At 40.0% G+C, this 21,610-nt stretch carries 17 protein-coding genes; 7 read left to right on the forward strand and 10 right to left on the reverse strand.

Features of this window, described 5'->3' with window-relative positions; all coding sequences use genetic code 11:
* Positions 1-12: 12 nt before the first annotated feature.
* Together KTH84_RS14740 and KTH84_RS14745 are read right to left on the reverse strand one after the other, a co-directional pair.
* Positions 13-1,218 (reverse strand): acetyl-CoA C-acetyltransferase, encoded by a 1,206-nt coding sequence (locus KTH84_RS14740; protein ID WP_262473866.1) that lies wholly within the window; start codon positions 1,216-1,218, stop codon positions 13-15.
* A 172-nt stretch (positions 1,219-1,390) separates the two neighbouring features.
* Positions 1,391-2,401: an AraC family transcriptional regulator gene (locus KTH84_RS14745; protein WP_042897494.1), complete on the reverse strand. Its 1,011-nt coding sequence runs from the start codon at positions 2,399-2,401 to the stop codon at positions 1,391-1,393.
* Positions 2,402-2,611: 210 nt separating this feature from the next.
* Here KTH84_RS14745 and KTH84_RS14750 point away from each other — a divergent pair, with 210 nt between their 5' ends.
* From KTH84_RS14750 to KTH84_RS14770, 5 genes are all read left to right on the forward strand, one after another.
* Positions 2,612-3,730, forward strand: a complete 1,119-nt coding sequence (locus tag KTH84_RS14750; RefSeq protein ID WP_262473868.1) for a CaiB/BaiF CoA transferase family protein — start codon at positions 2,612-2,614, stop codon at positions 3,728-3,730.
* Positions 3,731-3,885: 155 nt separating this feature from the next.
* Positions 3,886-5,118, forward strand: coding sequence for a carbohydrate porin (locus KTH84_RS14755; RefSeq protein ID WP_133976157.1), 1,233 nt, complete (start codon positions 3,886-3,888; stop codon positions 5,116-5,118).
* Between the two features lie 174 nt (positions 5,119-5,292).
* Positions 5,293-7,698: a glucose/quinate/shikimate family membrane-bound PQQ-dependent dehydrogenase gene (locus KTH84_RS14760; protein ID WP_133971861.1), complete on the forward strand. Its 2,406-nt coding sequence runs from the start codon at positions 5,293-5,295 to the stop codon at positions 7,696-7,698.
* A 166-nt stretch (positions 7,699-7,864) separates the two neighbouring features.
* The gene (locus KTH84_RS14765; protein WP_042897474.1) at positions 7,865-9,508 is read left to right on the forward strand and encodes a nitrite/sulfite reductase; all 1,644 of its coding nucleotides are present in this window, start codon (positions 7,865-7,867) and stop codon (positions 9,506-9,508) included.
* Positions 9,501-9,989, forward strand: a complete 489-nt coding sequence (locus tag KTH84_RS14770; RefSeq protein ID WP_133971863.1) for a DUF934 domain-containing protein — start codon at positions 9,501-9,503, stop codon at positions 9,987-9,989. The genes KTH84_RS14765 and KTH84_RS14770 overlap by 8 nt, the downstream gene beginning before the upstream one ends.
* 49 nt (positions 9,990-10,038) lie before the next feature.
* Here the strand turns inward: KTH84_RS14770 and KTH84_RS14775 are convergent, their stop codons facing one another.
* The 3 genes from KTH84_RS14775 to KTH84_RS14785 form a co-directional block, all read right to left on the reverse strand.
* Entirely contained in the window at positions 10,039-10,482 is a 444-nt protein-coding gene (locus tag KTH84_RS14775; protein ID WP_133971865.1) for a VOC family protein, read from the reverse strand.
* Positions 10,483-10,611: 129 nt separating this feature from the next.
* Positions 10,612-11,787, reverse strand: coding sequence for a thiolase family protein (locus KTH84_RS14780; protein ID WP_133971867.1), 1,176 nt, complete (start codon positions 11,785-11,787; stop codon positions 10,612-10,614).
* Positions 11,788-11,895: 108 nt separating this feature from the next.
* Positions 11,896-12,411, reverse strand: a complete 516-nt coding sequence (locus tag KTH84_RS14785) for a GspH/FimT family pseudopilin (RefSeq protein WP_133971869.1) — start codon at positions 12,409-12,411, stop codon at positions 11,896-11,898.
* A gap of 379 nt (positions 12,412-12,790) precedes the next feature.
* Here KTH84_RS14785 and omp38 point away from each other — a divergent pair, with 379 nt between their 5' ends.
* Positions 12,791-13,849: an outer membrane protein Omp38 gene (gene omp38 / locus KTH84_RS14790; RefSeq protein ID WP_133971871.1), complete on the forward strand. Its 1,059-nt coding sequence runs from the start codon at positions 12,791-12,793 to the stop codon at positions 13,847-13,849.
* A 124-nt stretch (positions 13,850-13,973) separates the two neighbouring features.
* Here omp38 and KTH84_RS14795 read toward each other — a convergent pair whose 3' ends face one another.
* The 5 genes from KTH84_RS14795 to KTH84_RS14815 all read right to left on the reverse strand — a co-directional run bounded on the left by KTH84_RS14795 (position 13,974) and on the right by KTH84_RS14815 (position 19,525).
* Positions 13,974-14,132, reverse strand: coding sequence for a hypothetical protein (locus KTH84_RS14795; RefSeq protein WP_171459050.1), 159 nt, complete (start codon positions 14,130-14,132; stop codon positions 13,974-13,976).
* Between the two features lie 3 nt (positions 14,133-14,135).
* Positions 14,136-15,341: an RtcB family protein gene (locus KTH84_RS14800; RefSeq protein WP_262473875.1), complete on the reverse strand. Its 1,206-nt coding sequence runs from the start codon at positions 15,339-15,341 to the stop codon at positions 14,136-14,138.
* Positions 15,342-15,607: 266 nt separating this feature from the next.
* A complete protein-coding gene (locus KTH84_RS14805; RefSeq protein WP_042897465.1) occupies positions 15,608-17,068 on the reverse strand; it encodes an amino acid permease in 1,461 nt (486 codons plus the stop codon).
* Between the two features lie 21 nt (positions 17,069-17,089).
* Positions 17,090-18,103 (reverse strand): class I SAM-dependent methyltransferase, encoded by a 1,014-nt coding sequence (locus KTH84_RS14810; protein WP_262473878.1) that lies wholly within the window; start codon positions 18,101-18,103, stop codon positions 17,090-17,092.
* 63 nt (positions 18,104-18,166) lie between these two features.
* Positions 18,167-19,525, reverse strand: coding sequence for a uracil-xanthine permease family protein (locus KTH84_RS14815; RefSeq protein ID WP_042897464.1), 1,359 nt, complete (start codon positions 19,523-19,525; stop codon positions 18,167-18,169).
* 177 nt (positions 19,526-19,702) lie between these two features.
* On the opposite strand from KTH84_RS14815, the gene typA reads away from it, so the two are divergent.
* The gene (gene typA, locus KTH84_RS14820; protein ID WP_042897462.1) at positions 19,703-21,538 is read left to right on the forward strand and encodes a translational GTPase TypA; all 1,836 of its coding nucleotides are present in this window, start codon (positions 19,703-19,705) and stop codon (positions 21,536-21,538) included.
* Positions 21,539-21,610 lie beyond the last annotated feature (72 nt).

Consider the following 21,610-nt stretch of genomic DNA (forward strand, 5'->3'; position numbering starts at 1 on the left):
TATCCCTAATCTTTATACGCGTTCAATAATGGTGGCAATACCCATACCACCACCAACACAGAGCGTAGCTAAACCGCGCTTTTTATTTTGACGTTCAAGCTCATCAAGTAGCGTGCCTAAAATCATGGCACCCGTTGCACCTAATGGATGACCTAAAGCAATCGCACCGCCATTTACGTTGACTTTTTCAGGTGGAACATTGAGTTCATTGATAAAACGCATCACAACTGCTGCAAAGGCTTCATTGACTTCAAACAGGTCAATATCATCAATGGTGAGGCCAGCTTTTTCTAAAGCTTTACGTGCAGCAGGAGCAGGGCCAGTGAGCATGATGGTTGGGTCGGTACCGACGAGTGCGGTAGCCAGAACTTTAGCGCGTGGTTTTAAGTTTTGTTCTTTCACAGCTTTTTCTGAGGCTAATAAAACAACAGCAGCTCCATCAACAATGCCCGATGAGTTACCTGCGTGGTGAACATGATTTATTTTTTGCGCTTCAGGATATTTTTGTAAGGCGATGGCATCAAAACCCATTTGTCCCATCATTTCAAAACTTGGGTTGAGTTTAGTCAGACCTTCAACTGTCGTATTTCCTTTAATAAACTCATCTTTTTCTAAAATCAAAACGCCTGAGTGATCTTTTACAGGAATCACTGATTGATCGAAATAGCCGTTTGCCTGAGCCGCCGCTGCTTTTTGTTGAGAATTCACGGCAAATGTGTCTACATCTTCGCGACTATAGCCGTCTAAAGTTGCAATGAGGTCTGCACCCACACCTTGTGGAACAAATGATGATTTAAGGTTTGTTTCAGGGTCTAACGCCCATGGTCCGCCATCAGACCCCATTGGAATACGTGACATTGACTCAACACCACCTGCAACAACTAAATCTTCCCAGCCTGAGCGAACCTTCATTGCTGCCATGTTGACTGCTTCTAAACCTGATGCACAAAAACGATTGATTTGCACACCAGCAACATCATCGTTCCAACCCGCTGCAATCGCTGCTGTTTTTGCAATGTCACCGCCTTGATCACCAATAGGAGTTACACAGCCCAGCACAATATCGTCGACTTTAGAGGTATCGAGTTGATGGCGTTGCTGTAATTCATTTAATAACGTGGTGAGTAAGGTAATTGGTTTTACTTCGTAAAGAGAGCCATCTTTTTTTCCTTTTCCGCGTGGTGTGCGAATGGCATCAATAATATAAGCCTCGCTCATAACAGTTCCTTTTTTATTACTTAAACTTTATTGTGTTTTGAGTGTACTGGTTTTAAAAGGCAACGCAATGACGATAAGCGCACCAGTCAGGTGATGATTTTTGCCAATAGAAATACAAAAAAGCCCAAGTTGGACTTGGGCTAAATGTGAAACTCGAAAGTGAAGTTAAGAATTAGTGGTAACCGTGTAGCTGGCGATATAAACCAGGAGTTACACCAGTCCACTTTTTAAATGCGCGGTGGAATGTACTGGTTTCACTAAAACCAACTTGTTGAGCAACATCTTCAAGTGTTAATTCAGGGTTGAGTAATAAGTGAATAGCCGCATCTCGACGTAAAGCATCTTTTACGCCTTGATAGCTTTTCCCTTCAGCAGCCAAGCGGCGACGTAAGGTTTGTGGAGATAAATACAACATTGATGCAACGTCGTTAAGCGTTGGCATTTCTTCACCAATCTGGCTCTTAAGCACTTCACGAATACGAGAAGTTAGCGAGTTGGTGTTTTTGAATTTTACTAAAAGCTGAGCAGGTGCTGCTTTTAAGAACTCTTCTAGTGTTTTTTCATCTTGGCGAATTGGCAAATCAAGATAATCAGCCGCAAATGTAATTTCAGTACGCGGTGCATCAAATTGCATGACTGGTGCAAAAAATAATGCATCATATTCATCTGCATGTGCAGGGCGTGGATAGCTAAAATGAACACGTTCTAATGGCAAGCGGCGTTCAATTAACCATGATGCTAGACCGTGCCAAATCATGAGCATACTTTCAGTAATGAAATGATCTGGATCTAAAGTTTTTGGAATGAGCGGAACTAGACGTGCTTCATGTTTGTCACGCTCTAGGCTTACAGACCATTCATCACCAAATAATTTGTAAAATTGAGATGAGAGTTCAAGGGCTTGGCCCAATGTTTTTGCGTGAATAATCAACTGACACATAATGGCAAAAGTGCCCAGACGACGTGGTTGTACATCAAAGCCAACGTGTTCATCTTGTGTGACCATCCACAACATTTTTATAAAACGAGTGTATTGTTCTGGTGAGATTCGAGCTTTAGGTTGACGTAATAATTCCGCTTCAATGCCCACATGTGAAAGGAGTATTTCAACATCCATGCCAAGGCGCTTTACGCCTGTTAAAGCCGCATTCACGAAGTGGATGCTAATCGTATCGCGACTCATATTGAATCCTTCAGTCTCTTTGATGTTCACTTTAAATTGACCTAAATGACCGTCTAAAAAAATAAATTGGCTATTTACAACAGAGTAAAAGCACTTTTTACATGTTAAATTGCCGAAATGATCAAGGTAAATGGCTGAACATGACATTGTTTTAGAATATTTGCTTAACTAATATAAAAGAAAATATGAATAATAGTGGTTAATAAAACGATGACGACAGCATTAAATGGACTTAAAGTTCTCGATTTCTCGACACTCTTACCCGGACCTTTTGCCACAATGTACTTAGCCGATATGGGGGCTGAAGTCATCCATATTGAATCTCCATCGCGCCCAGATTTAATTCGGATCATGCCACCCTACGCAAATGGACAAGCAACGGCACATAGTTATCTAAACCGAAATAAACAATCGATTGTTCTCGATTTAAAAGATCCGGCGAGTATTGATCTAATTAAAGCCAAGATTTCCGAATTTGATATTGTCATCGAACAGTTTCGACCTGATGTCATGCGCCGTCTAGGATTAGACTACTCAATGCTTGCAGAGATTAATCCACGTTTAATTTATTGTTCAATTACCGGATATGGACAAACAGGAAGCTATAAAGACAGAGCAGGGCATGACATTAACTACCTAGCTTTAGCTGGTATTGCTGGGTATAGCGGCCGACAAGACAGTGGTCCACCACCGTTGGGTATTCAAGTTGCAGATATTGCAGGTGGTTCACTTCATGCTGTCATTGCTATTTTAGCGGCGGTCGTTGAACGTGGACGTAGTGGTTTGGGGCAATATATTGATATTTCCATGACTGATTGTGTTGCTAGTTTAAATAGTATGGCTGCATCAGCCACACTTGCTGCACAGGTCGAGCAGGTACCAGAGCAGGGCATGCTCAATGGTGGCATTTTCTATGATTACTATATGACACAAGATGGGCGCTATCTTTCAATTGGCAGTCTTGAACCACAATTTATGTCAGGTTTATCAATAGCGCTTGATCTGCCTTTATTATTACAAAAGGGTGCTTCATTAGATGCCGAAGATCGACAAGAAGTTAAACAAGCTATTCAAGAAAAAATTAAAACCAGAACATTTAAAGAATGGCATGAAATATTTGCAAATCTTGATGTGTGCGTAGAACCTGTCTTAAGTCTAAATGAGGCGTTAAATTCGCCTTTAGCACAACAACGTGGATGGATTGTGGATGTACCATTGCAAAATAATACAGCAGATACAGAACCACAGTTGGCTTGCCCAATTAAGTTTTCAAGATCAAAAATGAGATATTCCTTTATAGGTCAAAAGCTTGGTGAAGGGCAATGGTAAAGAGCTGAGGCCATTTCTTATACAATGTGTAGTAAGATTATTATTAGATTAATCAATTGATTAACATTTTGAATAATTTCTTTACATAAAATTAGCGTACCCTTTATAAACAAAGACATAAAAGGTATGTAAACATGAAAACACATAAATCCTTGATGGCTTCCTGTTTATCCGTTTTATCAATTACTCTTTTTATACAGCACGCACAAGCTGCTGCTGCATTTGACCCAAATAGTCCGTGGATGTTGGGTGATTGGAACGGTCAACGCTCCGCGTTACAAGCACAAGGTTATGATTTTTCTTTTGGATATACCGGTGAATATGCCGGTATTTTAGATTCAAAAAATACATCTACGCATGGTAGTGCTTATACGGGGCAACTTGCTCTAGGAACCCATTTTGATCTAAACAAAATTTTAGGGTGGCAAGATACAGAAGCTCAAATCACATTAACTTATCGTGATGGTCAGTCGCTTTCTGAGCATTCACCAGCTTTAGCGGGACATTTGAGTTCTGCACAAGAAGTGTGGGGGCGCGAGCAAACTTGGCGTTTAACAGATTTATGGATTAAGAAAAAATTCATGGATCAAAAATTAGACGTTAAAGTGGGTCGTTTTGGTGAAGGTGAAGACTTTAATAGTTTTGACTGTGATTTCCAGAACTTGGCACTGTGTGGCTCGCAAGTGGGGAACTGGGTAGGCGATCAGTGGTATAACTGGCCAGTCAGCCAATGGGCAATGCGTGTTAAATATAACTTGCAACCAGACTTATATACGCAAGTGGGTGTATATGAATACAACCCAGAAAATCTGGACCGAGGCAAAGGTTTTAACTTAAGTACAGACGGCTCTCACGGTGCAATTATTCCAGCTGAAGTAGTCTGGTCACCGAAACTCGGTACACAAAGCATGGCTGGTGAATACCGTTTAGGTTATTACTACAGCACTGCTGATGCTAAAGAAATTACAGATGAAACCAAAAACTCTCATAAGCAAGGTGTTTGGGTTACTGCAAAACAAAAATTATTCCAGCCTGCTGATCAAACAGACCGTGGTTTGACCGGTTTTGTGAATCTGACATTCCACGACTCTGATACCAACAAAATTGATAACATGCAAAATGTAGGCTTAGTCTATAAAGGTTTGCTCAATCAACGTCCTCAAGATGAGTTGGCATTAGGTGTTGCGCGTATCCATATCAACGATGATTGGAACGATGTCCAAAATAAAGAATACGACACTGAATACAATACCGAGCTTTACTACGGTATTCATGCTACCAACTGGCTGACTATTCGTCCGAATGTACAATATGTTCGTCATGTGGGCGCATTAAAAAATGGTGATAATACTTGGGTAGGCGGTGTTAAATTCTCAACCGCATTCTAAGCGTATTTACTACTAAAACGGATTGTCGAGATTAAATCACTGATTGAAATAACTTGACCTTCCGTTTTTTGTTTATGCCTGAGTTTTGTTTTAGATGTATCGATGATGCCGAATTTTTAATTAAAAGTTTGGCCTATCTTTCCGATAAAAATGATGATTGATAAGAGGTGGTTTATGACTCAACCTACTTCAAGATCAGGATTAACGACTTTTACCGTAATTATTGTTGGGTTATTGGCGTTATTCCTGTTAATTGGAGGTATTTGGCTCGCTACATTAGGCGGTTCAATTTACTATATTATTGCTGGTGTATTACTCCTTATTGTTGCATGGCAACTCTATAAGCGCGCTTCCACAGCATTGTGGGTGTATGCTGCTTTAATGCTAGGCACCATTATTTGGGGAGTCTGGGAAGTTGGAACTGACTTTTGGGCTCTTGCACCTCGTTTAGATATTTTAGGTATTCTTGGTTTATGGTTATTGGTTCCAGCTGTAACTCGTGGAATCAACAACCTTGGATCAAGTAAAGTTGCCTTATCTTCAACGTTAGCAATTGCAATCTTGTTGATGGTCTATTCGATTTTCAACGATCCGCAAGAAATTAATGGTGAAATCAAAACACCTCAGCCGGAAACTGCTCAAGCTGTACCTGGTGTTGCAGAGAGTGACTGGCCAGCTTATGGTCGTACTCAGGCAGGTGTGCGTTATTCTCCGTTGAAACAGATTAATGACCAAAACGTAAAAGATTTGAAAGTTGCTTGGACTTTACGTACTGGCGATCTTAAAACGGATAATGACTCTGGCGAAACAACCAATCAGGTTACTCCGATTAAAATCGGTAATAACATGTTTATCTGTACGGCTCATCAGCAATTAATTTCGATTGATCCTGCTACAGGTAAAGAAAAATGGCGTTTTGATCCGAAGCTTAAAACGGATAAATCGTTCCAGCATTTAACTTGTCGTGGTGTGATGTATTACGATGCAAACAACACAACTGAGTTTGCAACAAGTCTTCAAGGCAAGAAATCTAACTCTACGCAATGTCCGCGTAAGGTCTTTGTTCCTGTTAATGATGGCCGTTTAGTTGCTGTAAATGCAGACACTGGTAAAGCATGTACTGACTTCGGTCAAAATGGTGAAGTGAACTTGCAAGAGTTTATGCCATATGCTTATCCAGGCGGTTACAACCCAACATCTCCAGGTATTGTGACTGGTTCAACCGTGGTGATTGCTGGTTCAGTAACAGATAACTACTCAAATAAAGAGCCATCTGGTGTGATTCGTGGATACGACGTTAACACTGGTAAACTTCTTTGGGTATTTGATACAGGCGCGGCAGATCCAAATGCAATGCCAGGTGAAGGTACGAACTTTGTTCATAACTCACCAAATGCGTGGGCACCTTTAGCATACGATGCCAAACTTGATATCGTTTATGTGCCAACAGGTGTAGGTACTCCAGACATCTGGGGTGGTGACCGTACTGAGCTTAAAGAGCGTTATGCAAACTCAATGTTAGCGATTAATGCCTCTACAGGTAAGTTGGTATGGAACTTCCAGACAACCCATCACGATTTATGGGATATGGATGTACCATCGCAACCATCTTTAGCTGATATTAAAAATAAAGCTGGTCAAACTGTTCCTGCAATCTATGTATTGACGAAAACAGGTAATGCCTTTGTTCTTGATCGTCGTAATGGTCAACCAATTGTTCCTGTGACTGAGAAACCAGTTCCACAAACAGTTAAACGTGGACCACAAACTAAAGGTGAGTTCTACTCAAAAACTCAGCCATTCTCTGACTTGAACTTAGCTCCACAAGACAAATTGACAGATAAAGATATGTGGGGAGCCACTATGCTTGATCAGCTCATGTGTCGTGTTTCTTTCAAACGTCTAAATTACGATGGTATTTACACTCCACCATCAGAAAACGGTACTTTAGTTTTCCCTGGTAACTTAGGTGTATTTGAATGGGGTGGTATGTCAGTTAACCCTGACCGTCAAGTTGCTGTAATGAACCCGATTGGTTTACCATTCGTAAGCCGTTTAATTCCTGCTGATCCAAATCGTGAGCAAACTGCAAAAGGTGCGGGAACTGAACAGGGCGTACAACCGATGTACGGCGTACCTTATGGTGTAGAAATTAGCGCATTCCTATCTCCGCTTGGTTTACCTTGTAAACAACCAGCTTGGGGTTATGTAGCTGGCGTTGATTTAAAAACTCATGAAGTGGTATGGAAAAAACGTATTGGTACAATTCGTGACAGCTTACCGAACTTGTTCCAGTTACCAGCTGTGAAAATTGGTGTGCCTGGTTTAGGCGGTTCAATTTCTACTGCCGGTAATGTCATGTTTGTTGGTGCAACTCAAGATAACTACATACGTGCGTTTAACGTCACTAACGGTAAGAAACTTTGGGAAGCACGTTTACCAGCTGGTGGACAAGCAACACCAATGACGTATGAAATCAATGGCAAGCAATATGTTGTGATTATGGCCGGTGGTCATGGTTCATTTGGTACGAAAATGGGCGACTATTTAGTGGCTTATGCCTTACCAGATAACAAATAAAAAGCTTCTCTTGAAAGGGCCCGGATTTATCCGGGCTTTTTTTATATCGATTTATATTAAAGCTTATCAATAAAACCGTTATTAAATATGCAAAAAAAGCATTTTATTGATGAATAAAAGCTCGCTATGCTATCTGCCTTAATAATGAAACTACTAGCCGTACGCCATGTATTTATATACCGATTTCGATCAGCAGCTGATTAATCAACGAGTTGCTCAGTTCCGCGATCAGACAGAGCGCTATTTAGCGGGCAAACTTTCTGAAGATGAATACCGTCCATTACGTTTGCAAAATGGTTTATATGTGCAACGCTATGCGCCTATGCTGCGTATTGCTGTGCCGTATGGCTTAATGAGTTCAAAACAATTACGTAAAATTGCTGAAGTTTCAACTGAATATGATCGTGGCTACGCACACGTATCTACACGTCAGAACATTCAGTTAAACTGGCCAGCTCTTGAAGATGTACCAGAAATTTTAGCTGAACTTGCAACGGTACAAATGCATGCCATTCAAACCAGTGGTAACTGTATTCGTAACACGACGACTGACCAATATGCGGGTGTGGTTGCAGGTGAAATTGCAGACCCACGTCCAACATGTGAATTGATCCGTCAGTGGAGTACGTTCCATCCTGAATTTGCATTTTTGCCACGTAAGTTCAAAATTGCCGTTTCTGCACTTGAAGAAAAAGACCGTGCAGCAACAGCATTTCACGATATTGGTGTATATATCGTGCGTAATGAAGCGGGTGAAATCGGCTACAAAATTATGGCTGGTGGTGGTTTAGGCCGTACTCCAATCATTGGTAGTGTTATTCGTGAGTTTTTACCACGCGAAGATTTAATTTCTTACTTAGAAGCAGTTCTACGTGTTTATAACTTGCATGGCCGTCGTGATAACAAATATAAAGCGCGTATCAAAATTCTAGTTAAAGCGTTAACTCCTGAAGTTTTTGCTCAGAAAGTTGAAGCTGAATTTGAACATACACGTGAATCATTAAGAATTCAGCCAGAAATCTTGAAAAAACTGGATGAAGAGTTCATCCCATTTGATTATCAAGATTTGGCAGATGAAGACTTCACTGCTTTATTTGCTGAGCATCCAAAATTCAAACAATGGTTCAATATCAACACACATGCACATAAAGTGAAGGGCTATCGTATTGTTACGATTTCTCTGAAACGTGCAGGTATTGCACCGGGTGATATGACTACCGAAGAAATGAACTTTATTGCAGATCTTGCTGATAAATATACTTTCGGTGAACTTCGCACGACTCACGAACAAAACATTGCTTTGGCAGATGTACCTCAAAAAGATTTGTTCGATGTGTGGCAAGCGCTTGAACAGCAAAATATGGCACGTGCGCATATTGGTTTCATTACCGATATTATTAGTTGCCCGGGCGGTGATTTCTGTTCACTTGCAAATGCAAAATCAATTCCAATTGCTGAAGCAATTACACGCCGTTTCGATGACTTAGATAAAGTGTATGACCTTGGTCATTTGGACTTAAATATTTCTGGTTGTATGAATGCCTGTGGTCACCATCACGTAGGTAACATCGGCATTTTAGGTGTAGATAAGAAAGGCGCTGAATTCTACCAAATTACATTAGGTGGTAATTCAGACCATGATGCATCAATCGGTGATATCTTAGGGCCATCATTTGCAGCAGATGCTGTTGCCGATGTAATTGAAGAAGTATTAAATACTTATCTTGATTTACGTACTGAAGGTGAGCGTTTTGTTGACACATATCGCCGTGTAGGAATTCAACCATTTAAGGAGCGTGCATATGCTTAATACAGCTCTACCAGTGCTTTATAAAGATGGCACGATTGCAGATAATACTTATCAAATCATTGCTGAAGATGGTGTTATTCCTCAAGGTGACGTTGTGGTAACAACGGCTCAACTTGATCAATTAGCAAACATTCAAGGTAAAAAAGCTTTGTATGTAACTGTGAATGATTCGCCTGAAGATCATACGTTCCCATTAAATGAACTTGATGCAATTTTTATTGAGTTTGCTGGTTTTGGCGATGGCCGAGGCTACTCATTTGCAGCACTATTACGTCGCCAAGGTTTCCAGGGTGAGTTACGGGCAACGGGAGATGTGTTTAAGGATGTCTTAAACTACTTAAAGCGTTCTGGTTTTGATAGCTTTGTCGTAAAAGAAGGCAAAGATGTGCAAGAAGCAGCGGCGGGTTTACAAGACTTTACCAACCCGTATCAAGCTTCAACGGCTGTACCGCAAGCAAGTTATCAAACAGGTGCTGAATAAGTCCTGATATAAAAAATCCCGCAAATTGCGGGATTTTTTATGCTGAAATTTATGTGTCCAATTGGCAATTAACCATCCACTTTATGCCAAATTGATCGGTAAAAGCGCCGTACAATGCGCCCCAGAATGTTTTTTCTAGAGGCATTTCAATTTGACCATTTACAGATAAAGCATCAAAAAGTTGTTTTGCTTTCTCTTGCTCATCCTTTTCAAGATTAATCGAGATGTAGTGATTATTACCTTGGGTAAAAACACTGTTAGGAGCACAGAACTGATCATTTGTATCTGATGCCATAAGTACGGTATATTCATTAATTGGCAGTGAAACATGAAGAACCAGATTCTTATCAGCTTCAGATAAAGTCACACCTTCTGTTGGTGGCATATCACCATAGCGGCTCAATATGCCGAACTCGCCGCCAAAAACTGACTTATAAAAATTAAAGGCTTGCTCTGCCTGACCTTGAAAGTTGAGATAGTGATTGAGTTGCATTGTTATTGTCCATTGTTGTTTTCGTTTAAAAGAATAAGTTAAAACTTAAAAGTGATTTTGTGGGTCATTTTTTGTAGCTTTTTCATAAAAAATCCCACCGAAGTGGGATTTTAAAATAGTTATTTTTAATTAAATGAGTTCAATTGCAACGGCTGTAGCCTCACCACCACCAATACAAAGTGCAGCAATACCTTTTTTACCACCCGTGCGTTTCAATGCATGAATAAGCGTAAGAATAATACGAGAACCTGTAGAACCTACTGGATGGCCTAGTGCACAAGCACCACCATTGATATTGACTTTTTCAGCATCAAGTTTGAAGTCATCAATTGGGCACATGGTAACCATGGCAAAAGCTTCGTTAATTTCCCATAGGTCAACATCTTGAGCATTCCAGCCAGCTTTTTTCAGAACTTTCTCGATGGCACCCACAGGAGCGATTGTAAATTCTGAAGGATGCTGAGAGTTTGAAGCTGTTGCGATAATTTTCGCAAGCGGCTGTAAACCACGTTGAGTGGCAACTTCACTCGATGTTAATACTAATGCAGATGCACCATCTGAAATAGAACTCGCGTTTGCTGCGGTGATTGTTCCGTCTTTTGCAAAAGCTGGTTTAAGTGAAGGAATCTTGTCGATTTTTGCATTTAAAGGTTGTTCATCTTGGTCAACAACAACATCGCCTTTGCGACTAGGTACGGTAACAGGAACAATTTCATCTTTGAAATAACCTTCGGTAATTGCTTTTTGAGCACGTTTCAAAGAACGAATTGCAAAGTCATCCATTTGCTCACGTGTATAGCCACGTGTATTTGCCATATCTTGAGCAAAAGAACCCATTAAACGACCAGTTTCGGCATCTTCAAGCCCATCAAGAAACATATGGTCCTTAATTTCACCATGGCCCATGCGGTAGCCAGCTCGTGCTTTTGGCAAAACATAAGGTGCATTTGTCATAGACTCCATGCCGCCAGCAACAACTACTTCAGCACTACCTGCTTTAATCATATCAGCAGCTTGCATAACAGCTTTCATGCCAGAACCACAAAGCTTGTTAATTGTTACTGCACCTGTAGAATCTGGTAAGCCAGCTTTACGCATGGCTTGACGAGCAGGGCCTTGTTTTAAGCCAGCAGGAAGGACACAACCCATAATAACTTCTTCGACATCAGTAGGCTGTAAACCTGCTCGTGCGATTGCTTCTTTAATTGTTACCGCACCCAATTCAGGCGCCGTAAGTCCTGATAGTGATCCTTGAAAACCACCCATGGCAGTACGAGCACCATTAATAATTACGATGTCAGTCATTGTTGTAATCTCCGGTTATTCTTAATCTCAAAATAAGAAATGTTTAAAACCTAGGCAGTATATTGCAAAAAACACAGAGAGATATCTTCTGCATTAGACTGTAGAGTTCTAACAATTTTTAAGGTCTTCTAAACGAATATGTCCCATTTTGCTGAGAACTAATTTAAAGTTTTTAAGCTGGTCATAAGAACAATATGTAAAACTGCCGTTAGACTCGCGTGGCAGTCCAGTGTCTCCCTGAAATACGATACTATTTAATTTTTTTCCGAATTTTTGAAATTTTAAAGAACCATAACGATGATTAAGTTCAACATTGGTCAATATCTCTTCGTCGTTTTCTCTTTGTAGATTATGATTTGTGTCTACAAAGCTTATAAGGCTTGTATCCCAATTACTATTACACAGCGTTAAATCAACACTTGGGCAAAGTACGACACTCTTATGTCGTAGAATTGCGTCGTATTTGGCTTTTTGTATATGAATTGTCAGTAGTCGAGGCGTGTTTTTTAATTCTACCGAAGCCATAAATTGATGGTATAAAGGAAGCGCTATAGTGAACATAATCATAAGAATTGCGAGCGTTATAGTGAGTTCCATCAATGTGAAACCAAGAGATTTGAACATTAAAATTCCTTAATATATGAATTGATATTTTGATTTTATGCGTTCTATCAATGATTTATAAGGCTTTTTATAATGAGGAAACACAAAATTAAATAAAGGTTATCAGGACGCTAGAATACTGGTAAAATCACCCTAAGCGAAAGAAAGAAGTTGTCCATATTTGCTAGTTGAGTAAAAAATTACCGAATTACAACGGAAATTGTAAGTAATTTTGTCAATAATTTACTTGATTAAAATTATCAAGCACTTGGAAAGTCTATCAAGTGTTTGTATGATTCAAATGTGAATAGCTTAAAAATAATACTGGGGTAAAAATATCTCAGGGGCCAATAAATTTAGGCTGAGCTTGAACAACAATTGTTATCTCTGGAGGATATCCATGAAATTGAGTCGTATTGCACTTGCTATGCTTGTCGCTGCACCTTTAGCTGCTGCTAATGCTGGCGTAACTGTTACACCATTATTGCTTGGTTACACTTTCCAAGACAGTCAACACAACAATGGCGGTAAAGATGGCGAGTTAACTAACGGACCTGAACTACAAGACGATTTGTTCGTTGGTGCAGCTCTTGGTATTGAGTTAACACCATGGTTAGGTTTCGAAGCTGAATATAGCCAAGTAAAAGGTGATGTAGACACTAACTATGGTGAATACAAACAACAACAAATCAACGGTAACTTCTATGTTACTTCTGATTTAATCACTAAAAACTATGACAGCAAAATCAAGCCATACGTATTATTAGGTGCTGGTCACTATAAATATGAATTTGATGATGCGCGTTTAGCTTATCGTGATGGTGAAGAAGGTACTTTAGGTAACGCTGGTTTTGGTGCTTTCTGGCGCTTAAACGATGCTTTATCTCTTCGTACAGAAGCTCGTGGTACTTATAACTTTGACGAAAAATTCTGGAACTATACAGCTCTTGCTGGTTTAAACGTAGTTCTTGGTGGTCATTTGAAGCCTGCTGCTCCTGTAGTAGAAGTTGCTCCAGTTGAACCAACTCCAGTTGCTCCACAACCACAAGAGCTAACTGAAGACCTTAACATGGAACTTCGTGTGTTCTTTGATACTAACAAATCAAACATCAAAGACCAATACAAGCCAGAAATCGCTAAAGTTGCTGAGAAGTTAACTGAATATCCTAACGCTACTGCACGTATCGAAGGTCACACAGATAACACTGGTCCACGTAAGTTAAACGAACGTTTATCTTTAGCTCGTGCTAACTCTGTTAAATCAGCTCTTGTAAACGAATACAATGTTGATGCATCTCGTTTGTCTACTCAAGGTTTCGCTTGGGATCAACCGATTGCTGACAACAAAACTAAAGAAGGCCGTGCTATGAACCGTCGTGTATTCGCGACAATCACTGGTAGCCGTACTGTAGTTGTTCAACCTGGTCAAGAAGCGGCAGCTCCTGCAGCAGCTCAATAATTTGGGTTCTTGAACAGTAAAAAAGCGACTCATTAGAGTCGCTTTTTTTATTGCACTTTTTGAAATATTTAGTCATTTCTATGTCTCCTTCATAATAATTACTTTCGATTTTGATTTAAATTATTTACCAATCACCTTTTTTCAATTGCTGTTTAGTATCTTGTCTATCTCTACGGTGTTGGGCACGAGGCTTTTCCGTTTCATGCATCCCACCTTTGTGAAGTAAAGGGGAAAGAGCCACTTGATTACGGACTTTGATTTTTGACATTTCTTTAATTTTCATATTTTAACCTTTAATACATAAAACTTGTTTAAGTGTATGGACAACTTCAATGAGGTCGGCTTGATTTGCCATGACTTCATCAATATCTTTATAAGCACTTGGGATTTCATCGACAACGCCACTGTCTTTGCGGCATTCAATACCTTGGGTTTGTTCGATAAGATCTTGCTGGTTAAAAAGAGTTTTCGCCTTGCTTCGACTCATCTTGCGACCTGCTCCATGAGAACAAGAACAAAATGACTCAGGATTGGCTTTACCTTTGACGATATAAGAGCGTGCACCCATTGAACCCGGGATAATACCTAATTCATCTAAGCCTGCTCGAATTGCTCCTTTTCGGGTAATCAATAAACTTTCGCCAAAATGTGTTTCACGGCTTACATAATTGTGATGACAATTAATAGCCTCCTTGGTCATTTGAAAAGAGGGTAGAAGAGGGCGGATCGCTTCTAAAATTAAACGCATCATTTCTTTGCGATTTTCAAAAGCGTATTCTTGAGCCCATTCCACTGCTTCTACATAATCATCGAAACTTTTTGAGCCTTCGGCAAAATAACTTAAAGCTTTATCAGGTACATGACCAAAACGATGCTGAGCTTCTTTCTTAGCTAACTCAATAAAATAAGTACCAATGACGTTACCCAATCCTCTACTACCTGAATGTAGCATAATCCATACGTCTTGATTTTCATCAATACAGAGTTCTATAAAGTGATTGCCGCCACCTAAAGTGCCTAGCTGTTTTTGCCATGTTGCATCAAATTGTCGGAGCATTCGAACCAGACCAGGATGCTTTTTGATAATCGGTTCTAAGCTTTTTTCAAGTGGAATAATACTTGAAGCTTTTGCCCTGACTTGTTTATGTAAAGCAAATCCAACTGGTACTTTACGCTCAATTGTATCGCGCAAACGGCTTAAGTTATCAGGTAATTGTGAAGCTTTGAGACTTAAGCGGATTGCATTCATTCCACAACCAATATCTACTCCTACAGCGGCAGGAATAATGGCATGTTTAGTTGGAATAACACTGCCTACAGTAGCGCCTTTTCCCACATGAACATCTGGCATTACTGCAATATGAGAATAGATAAATTGCAGCTGCGCCATTTTCTTCAGTTGTTCAATACTTTCACTATCTATATCTTGAGTGAAAATTTTAACGGGAACACCGTAAAGTGCTTCCTCGTTTAATATTTTTTGTATGCCCATAATTTTTCTCTTATTTTTGTCCGTGCAGGCATAAAAAAACCTAGCGAATGCTAGGTTTTAAATTTGAGCATTCGGACAAGTGAAGTGAATTTGTACACTTGTCCGTGAGCTGACATCGTGCCAAATTATTTAATCTGTTTTACCTTGTAGTGTTGGCATGATGTCCTCCTTATTTAAAAGCGCCGTTGAAAATATGAACGGCATTTTACGCTTTTTAAATCAAATATCAAGTTTTTGATCTTTGATTTATTTTTAATTACTACTTTTTAGTCTTGCTCTGGCTTCACGTTCATTTGATCGTAAGGGATCAGTTTGGTTTTATTTTTCCACTTATAGCCTAACCAAATAATTAAGAACAATGGCAAGCTAATATAGGTTGAAAGTAGGCCTAACCAGTCAATTTTTCCACCTAAAATGGCTTGATAGTTTTGTCCCAAAATAATGATTGAACAGAGGATAAACGCGAACCAAGGGGCAAATGGGAAAAATTTGGCACGATAGGCTAAATCTTCTAATTTATATCCTTGAGCAATATAACCTTTGCGGAAACGATAATGCGAAATAGCAATTCCTAACCAAACAATAAAACCGCACATACCTGACATATTGAGTAGCCAGTTAAATACTTGTTTTTCACCAATAAAAGTCGTCAAGAAACAAAATGCAGCGATAAATGTTGTGGCATATAGTGCATTCATCGGAACGCCACGACTATCAAGCTTTCCAAACCACTTTGGCGCACGTTCTTCCTGAGCCATTTTAAACAACATGCGAGTTGAAGAGTACATGCCTGAGTTACCTGCTGACAAAATAGCAGTAAGAATGACAGCATTCATTAAACCAGCAGCAAAGGCAAAGCCAACTCTTTCATAGAGCAATGTAAACGGAGAAAGTGCAATATTTTCAGTGGTAGCAGCTTGTAATAAGTTTGGATCATCATAGGCGATGAGGGTGCCGATAATGAAAATACATAAGATATAAAATAATAAGATTCGCCAGAAAATCTGTTTGATTGCAAGAGGAATCGTTTTCTTTGGATCTTTAGACTCACCAGCAGCAACCCCAACCATTTCTGTCCCTTGGAAAGAGAATCCGGCAATCATTGCTACACCGATCATGGCTTGTAAACCACCTACAAAAGGCGCGTCTTTATAGGTCCAGTTTCCAAAAGCTGCGACACCTGGAGTTAGCATAATCTTAATGATCATGGCTAATCCAATAATAATAAAGGCAACGATGGCGATCACTTTTACCATTGAGAACCAGAATTCGCTTTCGCCGAATCCCTTTACTGTCATGGCATTAATCATAAAGATAACGATAAGGAACAGGGCACTCCAATAGAACCCAGGAATATCCGGGAACCAGAACTTCATAATAAACTGAACTGCAACAAGTTCGAATGCAACTGTAATTGCCCAGTTATACCAGTAGTTCCAACCTAGAGCGAAACCAAAGCCTTCTTCGACATAACGACTACCGTATGTAAAAAAAGCACCAGAAGTTGGAGTGTGGGTTGCAAGCTCACCTAAACTGGTCATTAAGAAGTAAATCATAATGCCAATGAGAGAGTAGGCGAGAAGCGCTCCACCTGGGCCAGCATTTGCAATGGTTGATCCAGAAGCAAGGAAGAGGCCTGTACCAATGGAACCACCAATGGCGATCATATTCAGATGACGAGCCCCAAGCTTACGCTGGAGTTTTTCAGGAGCATGTGTTTCGCTCATGGAGATTCCTTACATAGTTTGTTATGCACAGGCATATAACACCTTAAAGCCTTGAAGATCAGTTTTAATCTGGCACTGACCAAAGTGCTTCTCAATTAAGATCGGATAGTTTAAAAAACGGTTTGCTACAATCCATAGCTCACCTGATGCCTTTAAATGTTTTTTAGCGTTCTGGCAGAGTCCTTCACTTGCATCATAGTCGGTATGAATACCTTGATGGAAAGGGGGATTACTGACAATGGCATCGAGTTCTGTTGGAGCGTCTGCAATACCTATAACAGGCTGCAATCTCAACTGGTCTGAACTTATTCCATTTCGACTAAAAGTCATTTCCGTTGACCGTAAAGCGAAAGCATCAATATCTAGGGCATGAATAATATTACTTGAATTTATTTTTGCCAAATAGCAACTGATAATTCCAGCACCACACCCGAAGTCGGCAATTCTACCTGATTTCACCTGATTAAGATAAGGGAGTAAAACAGCAGTTCCGACATCTAGATGATTTTGGCTAAAAACACCGGGTAGGGCGCAAATCGTAAGCTCTTGTTCATTCACCTGAACAGTATAAGTTTTAAGCCATTTTTCCAGAGGTTTAATCTGTTCGGTTTTCTCAATCTTTAAGTGCCACAATTGACAGTGGCGGGCACTATCAAGTTTTAGGACTTTGCCGAAGTTTTGTAATTGTTTGGCGGCTCTTTCTACGCCACCCTTTTTTTCACCGACTAAAAAAACAGATTGATTGGTTTTCAGATGGCTCATCACTACATGCAATATGTAATTCAAGAGCTCTTTAGATTTTGGAACAAAAATGATTGCTTGGTCGAAGTCTTGTGATGGAAACTCAACTGAGAAGTGCGCTTCTGTTCCATTATTTATAAATCCCTGATAGTCAGCATGGTTCCATGTCCAGACTGATGCATCAGTCCCAGCGGGTAATTGACTAACTAAGGCATCATTCGGTGCATTAATTAACAAGATTCTACCTTTCAAATAGTCTTGCTGTCTTAATACCACTTCACTTCTAGGATCCATGTACATCTCTCATGAAGAAGAATGCCCAGTGGGAGCTGGGCAGTAATCAAAATTAAAAGTTAATTATTTATGAGTTTCAGGAAGCACAACATTTAAAATTAATGCTGCAATACCGCCTGTCGCCACGCCAGAGCTAAAAATATTTTTAAATAATTCTGGAAGGTGCTCTAAAATTTGAGGAACCTGAGCAACACCTAAACCTAATGCAAGTGAGATGGCAATAATTAACAATGCTCGGCGGTCAAGGTGAACAGAAGAAAGAATGTTAATGCCTGATGCAGCCACTGCACCGAACATGACCATAACAGCGCCACCTAACACTGCTTGAGGAACTGCTTGTATAACACCAGCTACCGCAGGAAATAAGCCTAATAAAATAAGTAAGGCTGCAATCCATATACCTACATAGCGGCTAGCAACCCCAGTGAGTTGAATTACACCATTGTTTTGAGCGAAAACAGAACTAGGGAAGGTGTTAAATAATCCCGCTAATAAAGAGTTTGCACCATTAACTAACACGCCACCTTTAATACGTTGCATCCATACTGGACCGTTAACAGGTTGGTTGGAAAGTTTACTGGTTGCTGTCACATCGCCAATTGCTTCTAATGAGGTCACCAAATAAATGAATGCCATTGGGATGAATAATCCCCACGAGAAGCTCAAACCAAAGTGCATTGGTGTTGGGATTTGTACGAGTGGCGCATCTTTAATACCAGAGAAATCTAGGTGACCCATAAATCCGGCAAGAATGTAACCACTCACTAAAGCGATTAAAATAGCTGAACTTTTAATCCAAACCACTCGAATACGATTTAGAACAACAATAATGGCAAGTACGGTACATGACATAATAAGGTTGTCTGCACTTGCAAAAGTATGATCTTGCATGGCTTGGTAGCCACCACCCATACTAATTAAGCCTTCTTTAATAAGCGTTAAGCCAATTAATAAAACAACAATACCAGTCACCAAAGGAGTAATGAGTCTTTTTACCCATGGAAGAATTTGCGAAACACCCATTTCAATGAAGGAGCCGGCAATGACTACACCAAATATTGCAGCCATAACTTGGTTTACAGGTGTTCCTGCGGCAACCATTGCACTACCAATACCAATAATAGGACCAATAAAGTTAAAGCTTGTGCCTTGAACAATAAGAAGACCTGCACCAAACGGACCAACTTTTTTACATTGTAGAAATGTAGCAATACCCGAAATCACCAAAGACATCGATAAAATCATGTTAGTTTCGGTGCGTGAAACGCCTAAAGCTAAGCAAATTAAAAGGCCAGGTGTAACAATTGGTACAATAATCGCAAGCAAATGCTGGAAAGCTGCTAAAAAAGCGATCAAAGGTTTTGGTCGATCATTTAAACCATAAACAAGGTCTAAATGGTCTTGAGAGTGTTGATTGGACATGGGTGTAGGTCCGCCGCAATTTTGCAAATTGGCGCTATTCTAATCGAGATAACTATCTTTACAAAACGAAATACAGGCTATTAGAAATTTTTTTATCAATGTCAATAAACTGTCACTACTCAAGAGTAGTGTTTTTCTGTATAATTTGCCCTCAAACTTTAGGCGTATCGAATTTACATGTCAGATATTAAAACACTCCGTAACATTGCCATCATTGCGCACGTCGATCATGGTAAAACGACTTTAGTCGACAAACTTTTACAACAATCAGGTGCATTAGGTGATCGCGCGGGTGAAATCGAGCGTGTGATGGATTCAGGTGCAATTGAAAGTGAACGTGGTATTACCATTCTTGCAAAGAACACTGCAATTAAATGGACCGATGCTCGTACGAATACAGAATACCGCATTAACATCGTGGACACCCCAGGACATGCTGACTTCGGTGGTGAAGTTGAACGTGTAATGTCGATGGTTGACTGTGTATTGTTATTGGTTGACTCTCAAGAAGGTCCAATGCCACAAACTCGCTTTGTAACTCAAAAAGCGTTTGCTCGTGGTTTAAAACCAATCGTAATTATCAACAAAGTTGACAAGCCAAGCGCGCGTCCAGACTGGGTTATTGACCAAGTATTTGACTTGTTCGACAACCTTGGCGGTTCTGACGAACAGCTAGACTTCCCAGTTGTTTATGCATCTGGTCTTCGTGGTGTTGCTGGTCCTTCTCCAGAAGAATTGGCTGACGACATGACTCCATTGTTCCAAACAATTGTAGATATCGTTGAACCACCAGCAGTTGATGTTGATGGTCCATTCCAAATGCAAATCTCTTCACTTGATTATAACAGCTTCGTTGGTGTAATCGGTGTTGGTCGTATTCAGCGTGGTTCAGTTAAATTAAACACACCTGTAACTGTTATCGACAAAGAAGGTAAAACACGTAACGGTCGTATCTTAAAAATCATGGGTTACCATGGTCTAGATCGCGTTGACGTTGAAGAGGCAAATGCTGGTGATATCGTTTGTGTAACAGGTATCGATGCACTTCATATTTCTGACACGATTTGTGATCCGAAAAATGTTGAAGCTTTACCGCCGTTATCTGTAGATGAACCTACTGTTACGATGACTTTCCAAGTAAACAACTCACCGTTTGCGGGTAAAGAAGGTAAATTTGTTACTTCACGTAACATTCGTGAACGTTTAGATCGTGAATTGATTCACAACGTAGCATTACGTGTTGAAGATACTGATAGTCCAGACCGTTTCAAAGTGTCTGGTCGTGGTGAACTTCACCTTTCAGTTTTAATTGAAAACATGCGTCGTGAAGGCTTCGAAATGGGCGTATCACGTCCACAAGTAATTTTGAAAGAAGTTGACGGCGAAAAGCAAGAACCATACGAAAACGTAACATTTGACGTTGAAGAACAGCACCAAGGTTCTGTGATGGAACAAATGGGTTACCGTAAAGGTGAAATGACAAATATGGAAGTTGACGGTAAAGGCCGTATCCGTATTGAAGCAACTGTTCCTTCACGTGGCTTAATTGGTTTCCGTTCTGAATTCTTGACCATGACTTCTGGTACAGGGATCATGACATCAAGTTTCTCGCATTACGGTCCAATGAAACAAGGTACTGTTGCGAAACGTCAAAACGGTGTGTTGATTTCTATGGTTCAAGGCGTTTGTTTGGGCTATGCATTATTCACATTGCAAGACCGTGGTCGTTTATTCGCTAAACCTCAGTTAGAAGTTTACGAAGGTATGATCATTGGTATTAACTCTCGTTCAGATGACATGGTTGTTAACCCAACTAAAGCGAAACAGTTAACAAACGTACGTGCATCTGGTACAGATGAAGCGTTAACGTTGACACCAGCTGTTGAATACACGCTTGAACAAGCGCTTGAATTCATTGAAGATGATGAATTAGTTGAAGTTACTCCAAAGTCAATTCGTATCCGTAAGCGTTACTTGACTGAAAATGAACGTAAACGTAACCGTGATAAATAATTTTTCTTAAATGAAAAGAAAAAACCGCTAAATTAATTTAGCGGTTTTTTTAATCGTTATATTTAAAATTAA

The sequence above is a fragment of the Acinetobacter sp. WU_MDCI_Abxb74 genome (assembly GCF_025513915.1).
Lineage (GTDB): Bacteria > Pseudomonadota > Gammaproteobacteria > Pseudomonadales > Moraxellaceae > Acinetobacter > Acinetobacter calcoaceticus_C.

Coding starts and splice junctions, on each gene's coding strand:
- KTH84_RS14740 (WP_262473866.1), bottom strand. CDS start 1,218: ATGAGCGAGGCTTATATTATTGATGCCATTCGCACACCACGCGGAAAA.
- KTH84_RS14745 (WP_042897494.1), bottom strand. CDS start 2,401: ATGAGTCGCGATACGATTAGCATCCACTTCGTGAATGCGGCTTTAACA.
- KTH84_RS14750 (WP_262473868.1), top strand. CDS start 2,612: ATGACGACAGCATTAAATGGACTTAAAGTTCTCGATTTCTCGACACTC.
- KTH84_RS14755 (WP_133976157.1), top strand. CDS start 3,886: ATGGCTTCCTGTTTATCCGTTTTATCAATTACTCTTTTTATACAGCAC.
- KTH84_RS14760 (WP_133971861.1), top strand. CDS start 5,293: ATGACTCAACCTACTTCAAGATCAGGATTAACGACTTTTACCGTAATT.
- KTH84_RS14765 (WP_042897474.1), top strand. CDS start 7,865: ATGTATTTATATACCGATTTCGATCAGCAGCTGATTAATCAACGAGTT.
- KTH84_RS14770 (WP_133971863.1), top strand. CDS start 9,501: ATGCTTAATACAGCTCTACCAGTGCTTTATAAAGATGGCACGATTGCA.
- KTH84_RS14775 (WP_133971865.1), bottom strand. CDS start 10,482: ATGCAACTCAATCACTATCTCAACTTTCAAGGTCAGGCAGAGCAAGCC.
- KTH84_RS14780 (WP_133971867.1), bottom strand. CDS start 11,787: ATGACTGACATCGTAATTATTAATGGTGCTCGTACTGCCATGGGTGGT.
- KTH84_RS14785 (WP_133971869.1), bottom strand. CDS start 12,411: ATGTTCAAATCTCTTGGTTTCACATTGATGGAACTCACTATAACGCTC.
- omp38 (WP_133971871.1), top strand. CDS start 12,791: ATGAAATTGAGTCGTATTGCACTTGCTATGCTTGTCGCTGCACCTTTA.
- KTH84_RS14795 (WP_171459050.1), bottom strand. CDS start 14,132: ATGAAAATTAAAGAAATGTCAAAAATCAAAGTCCGTAATCAAGTGGCT.
- KTH84_RS14800 (WP_262473875.1), bottom strand. CDS start 15,341: ATGGGCATACAAAAAATATTAAACGAGGAAGCACTTTACGGTGTTCCC.
- KTH84_RS14805 (WP_042897465.1), bottom strand. CDS start 17,068: ATGAGCGAAACACATGCTCCTGAAAAACTCCAGCGTAAGCTTGGGGCT.
- KTH84_RS14810 (WP_262473878.1), bottom strand. CDS start 18,103: ATGGATCCTAGAAGTGAAGTGGTATTAAGACAGCAAGACTATTTGAAA.
- KTH84_RS14815 (WP_042897464.1), bottom strand. CDS start 19,525: ATGTCCAATCAACACTCTCAAGACCATTTAGACCTTGTTTATGGTTTA.
- typA (WP_042897462.1), top strand. CDS start 19,703: ATGTCAGATATTAAAACACTCCGTAACATTGCCATCATTGCGCACGTC.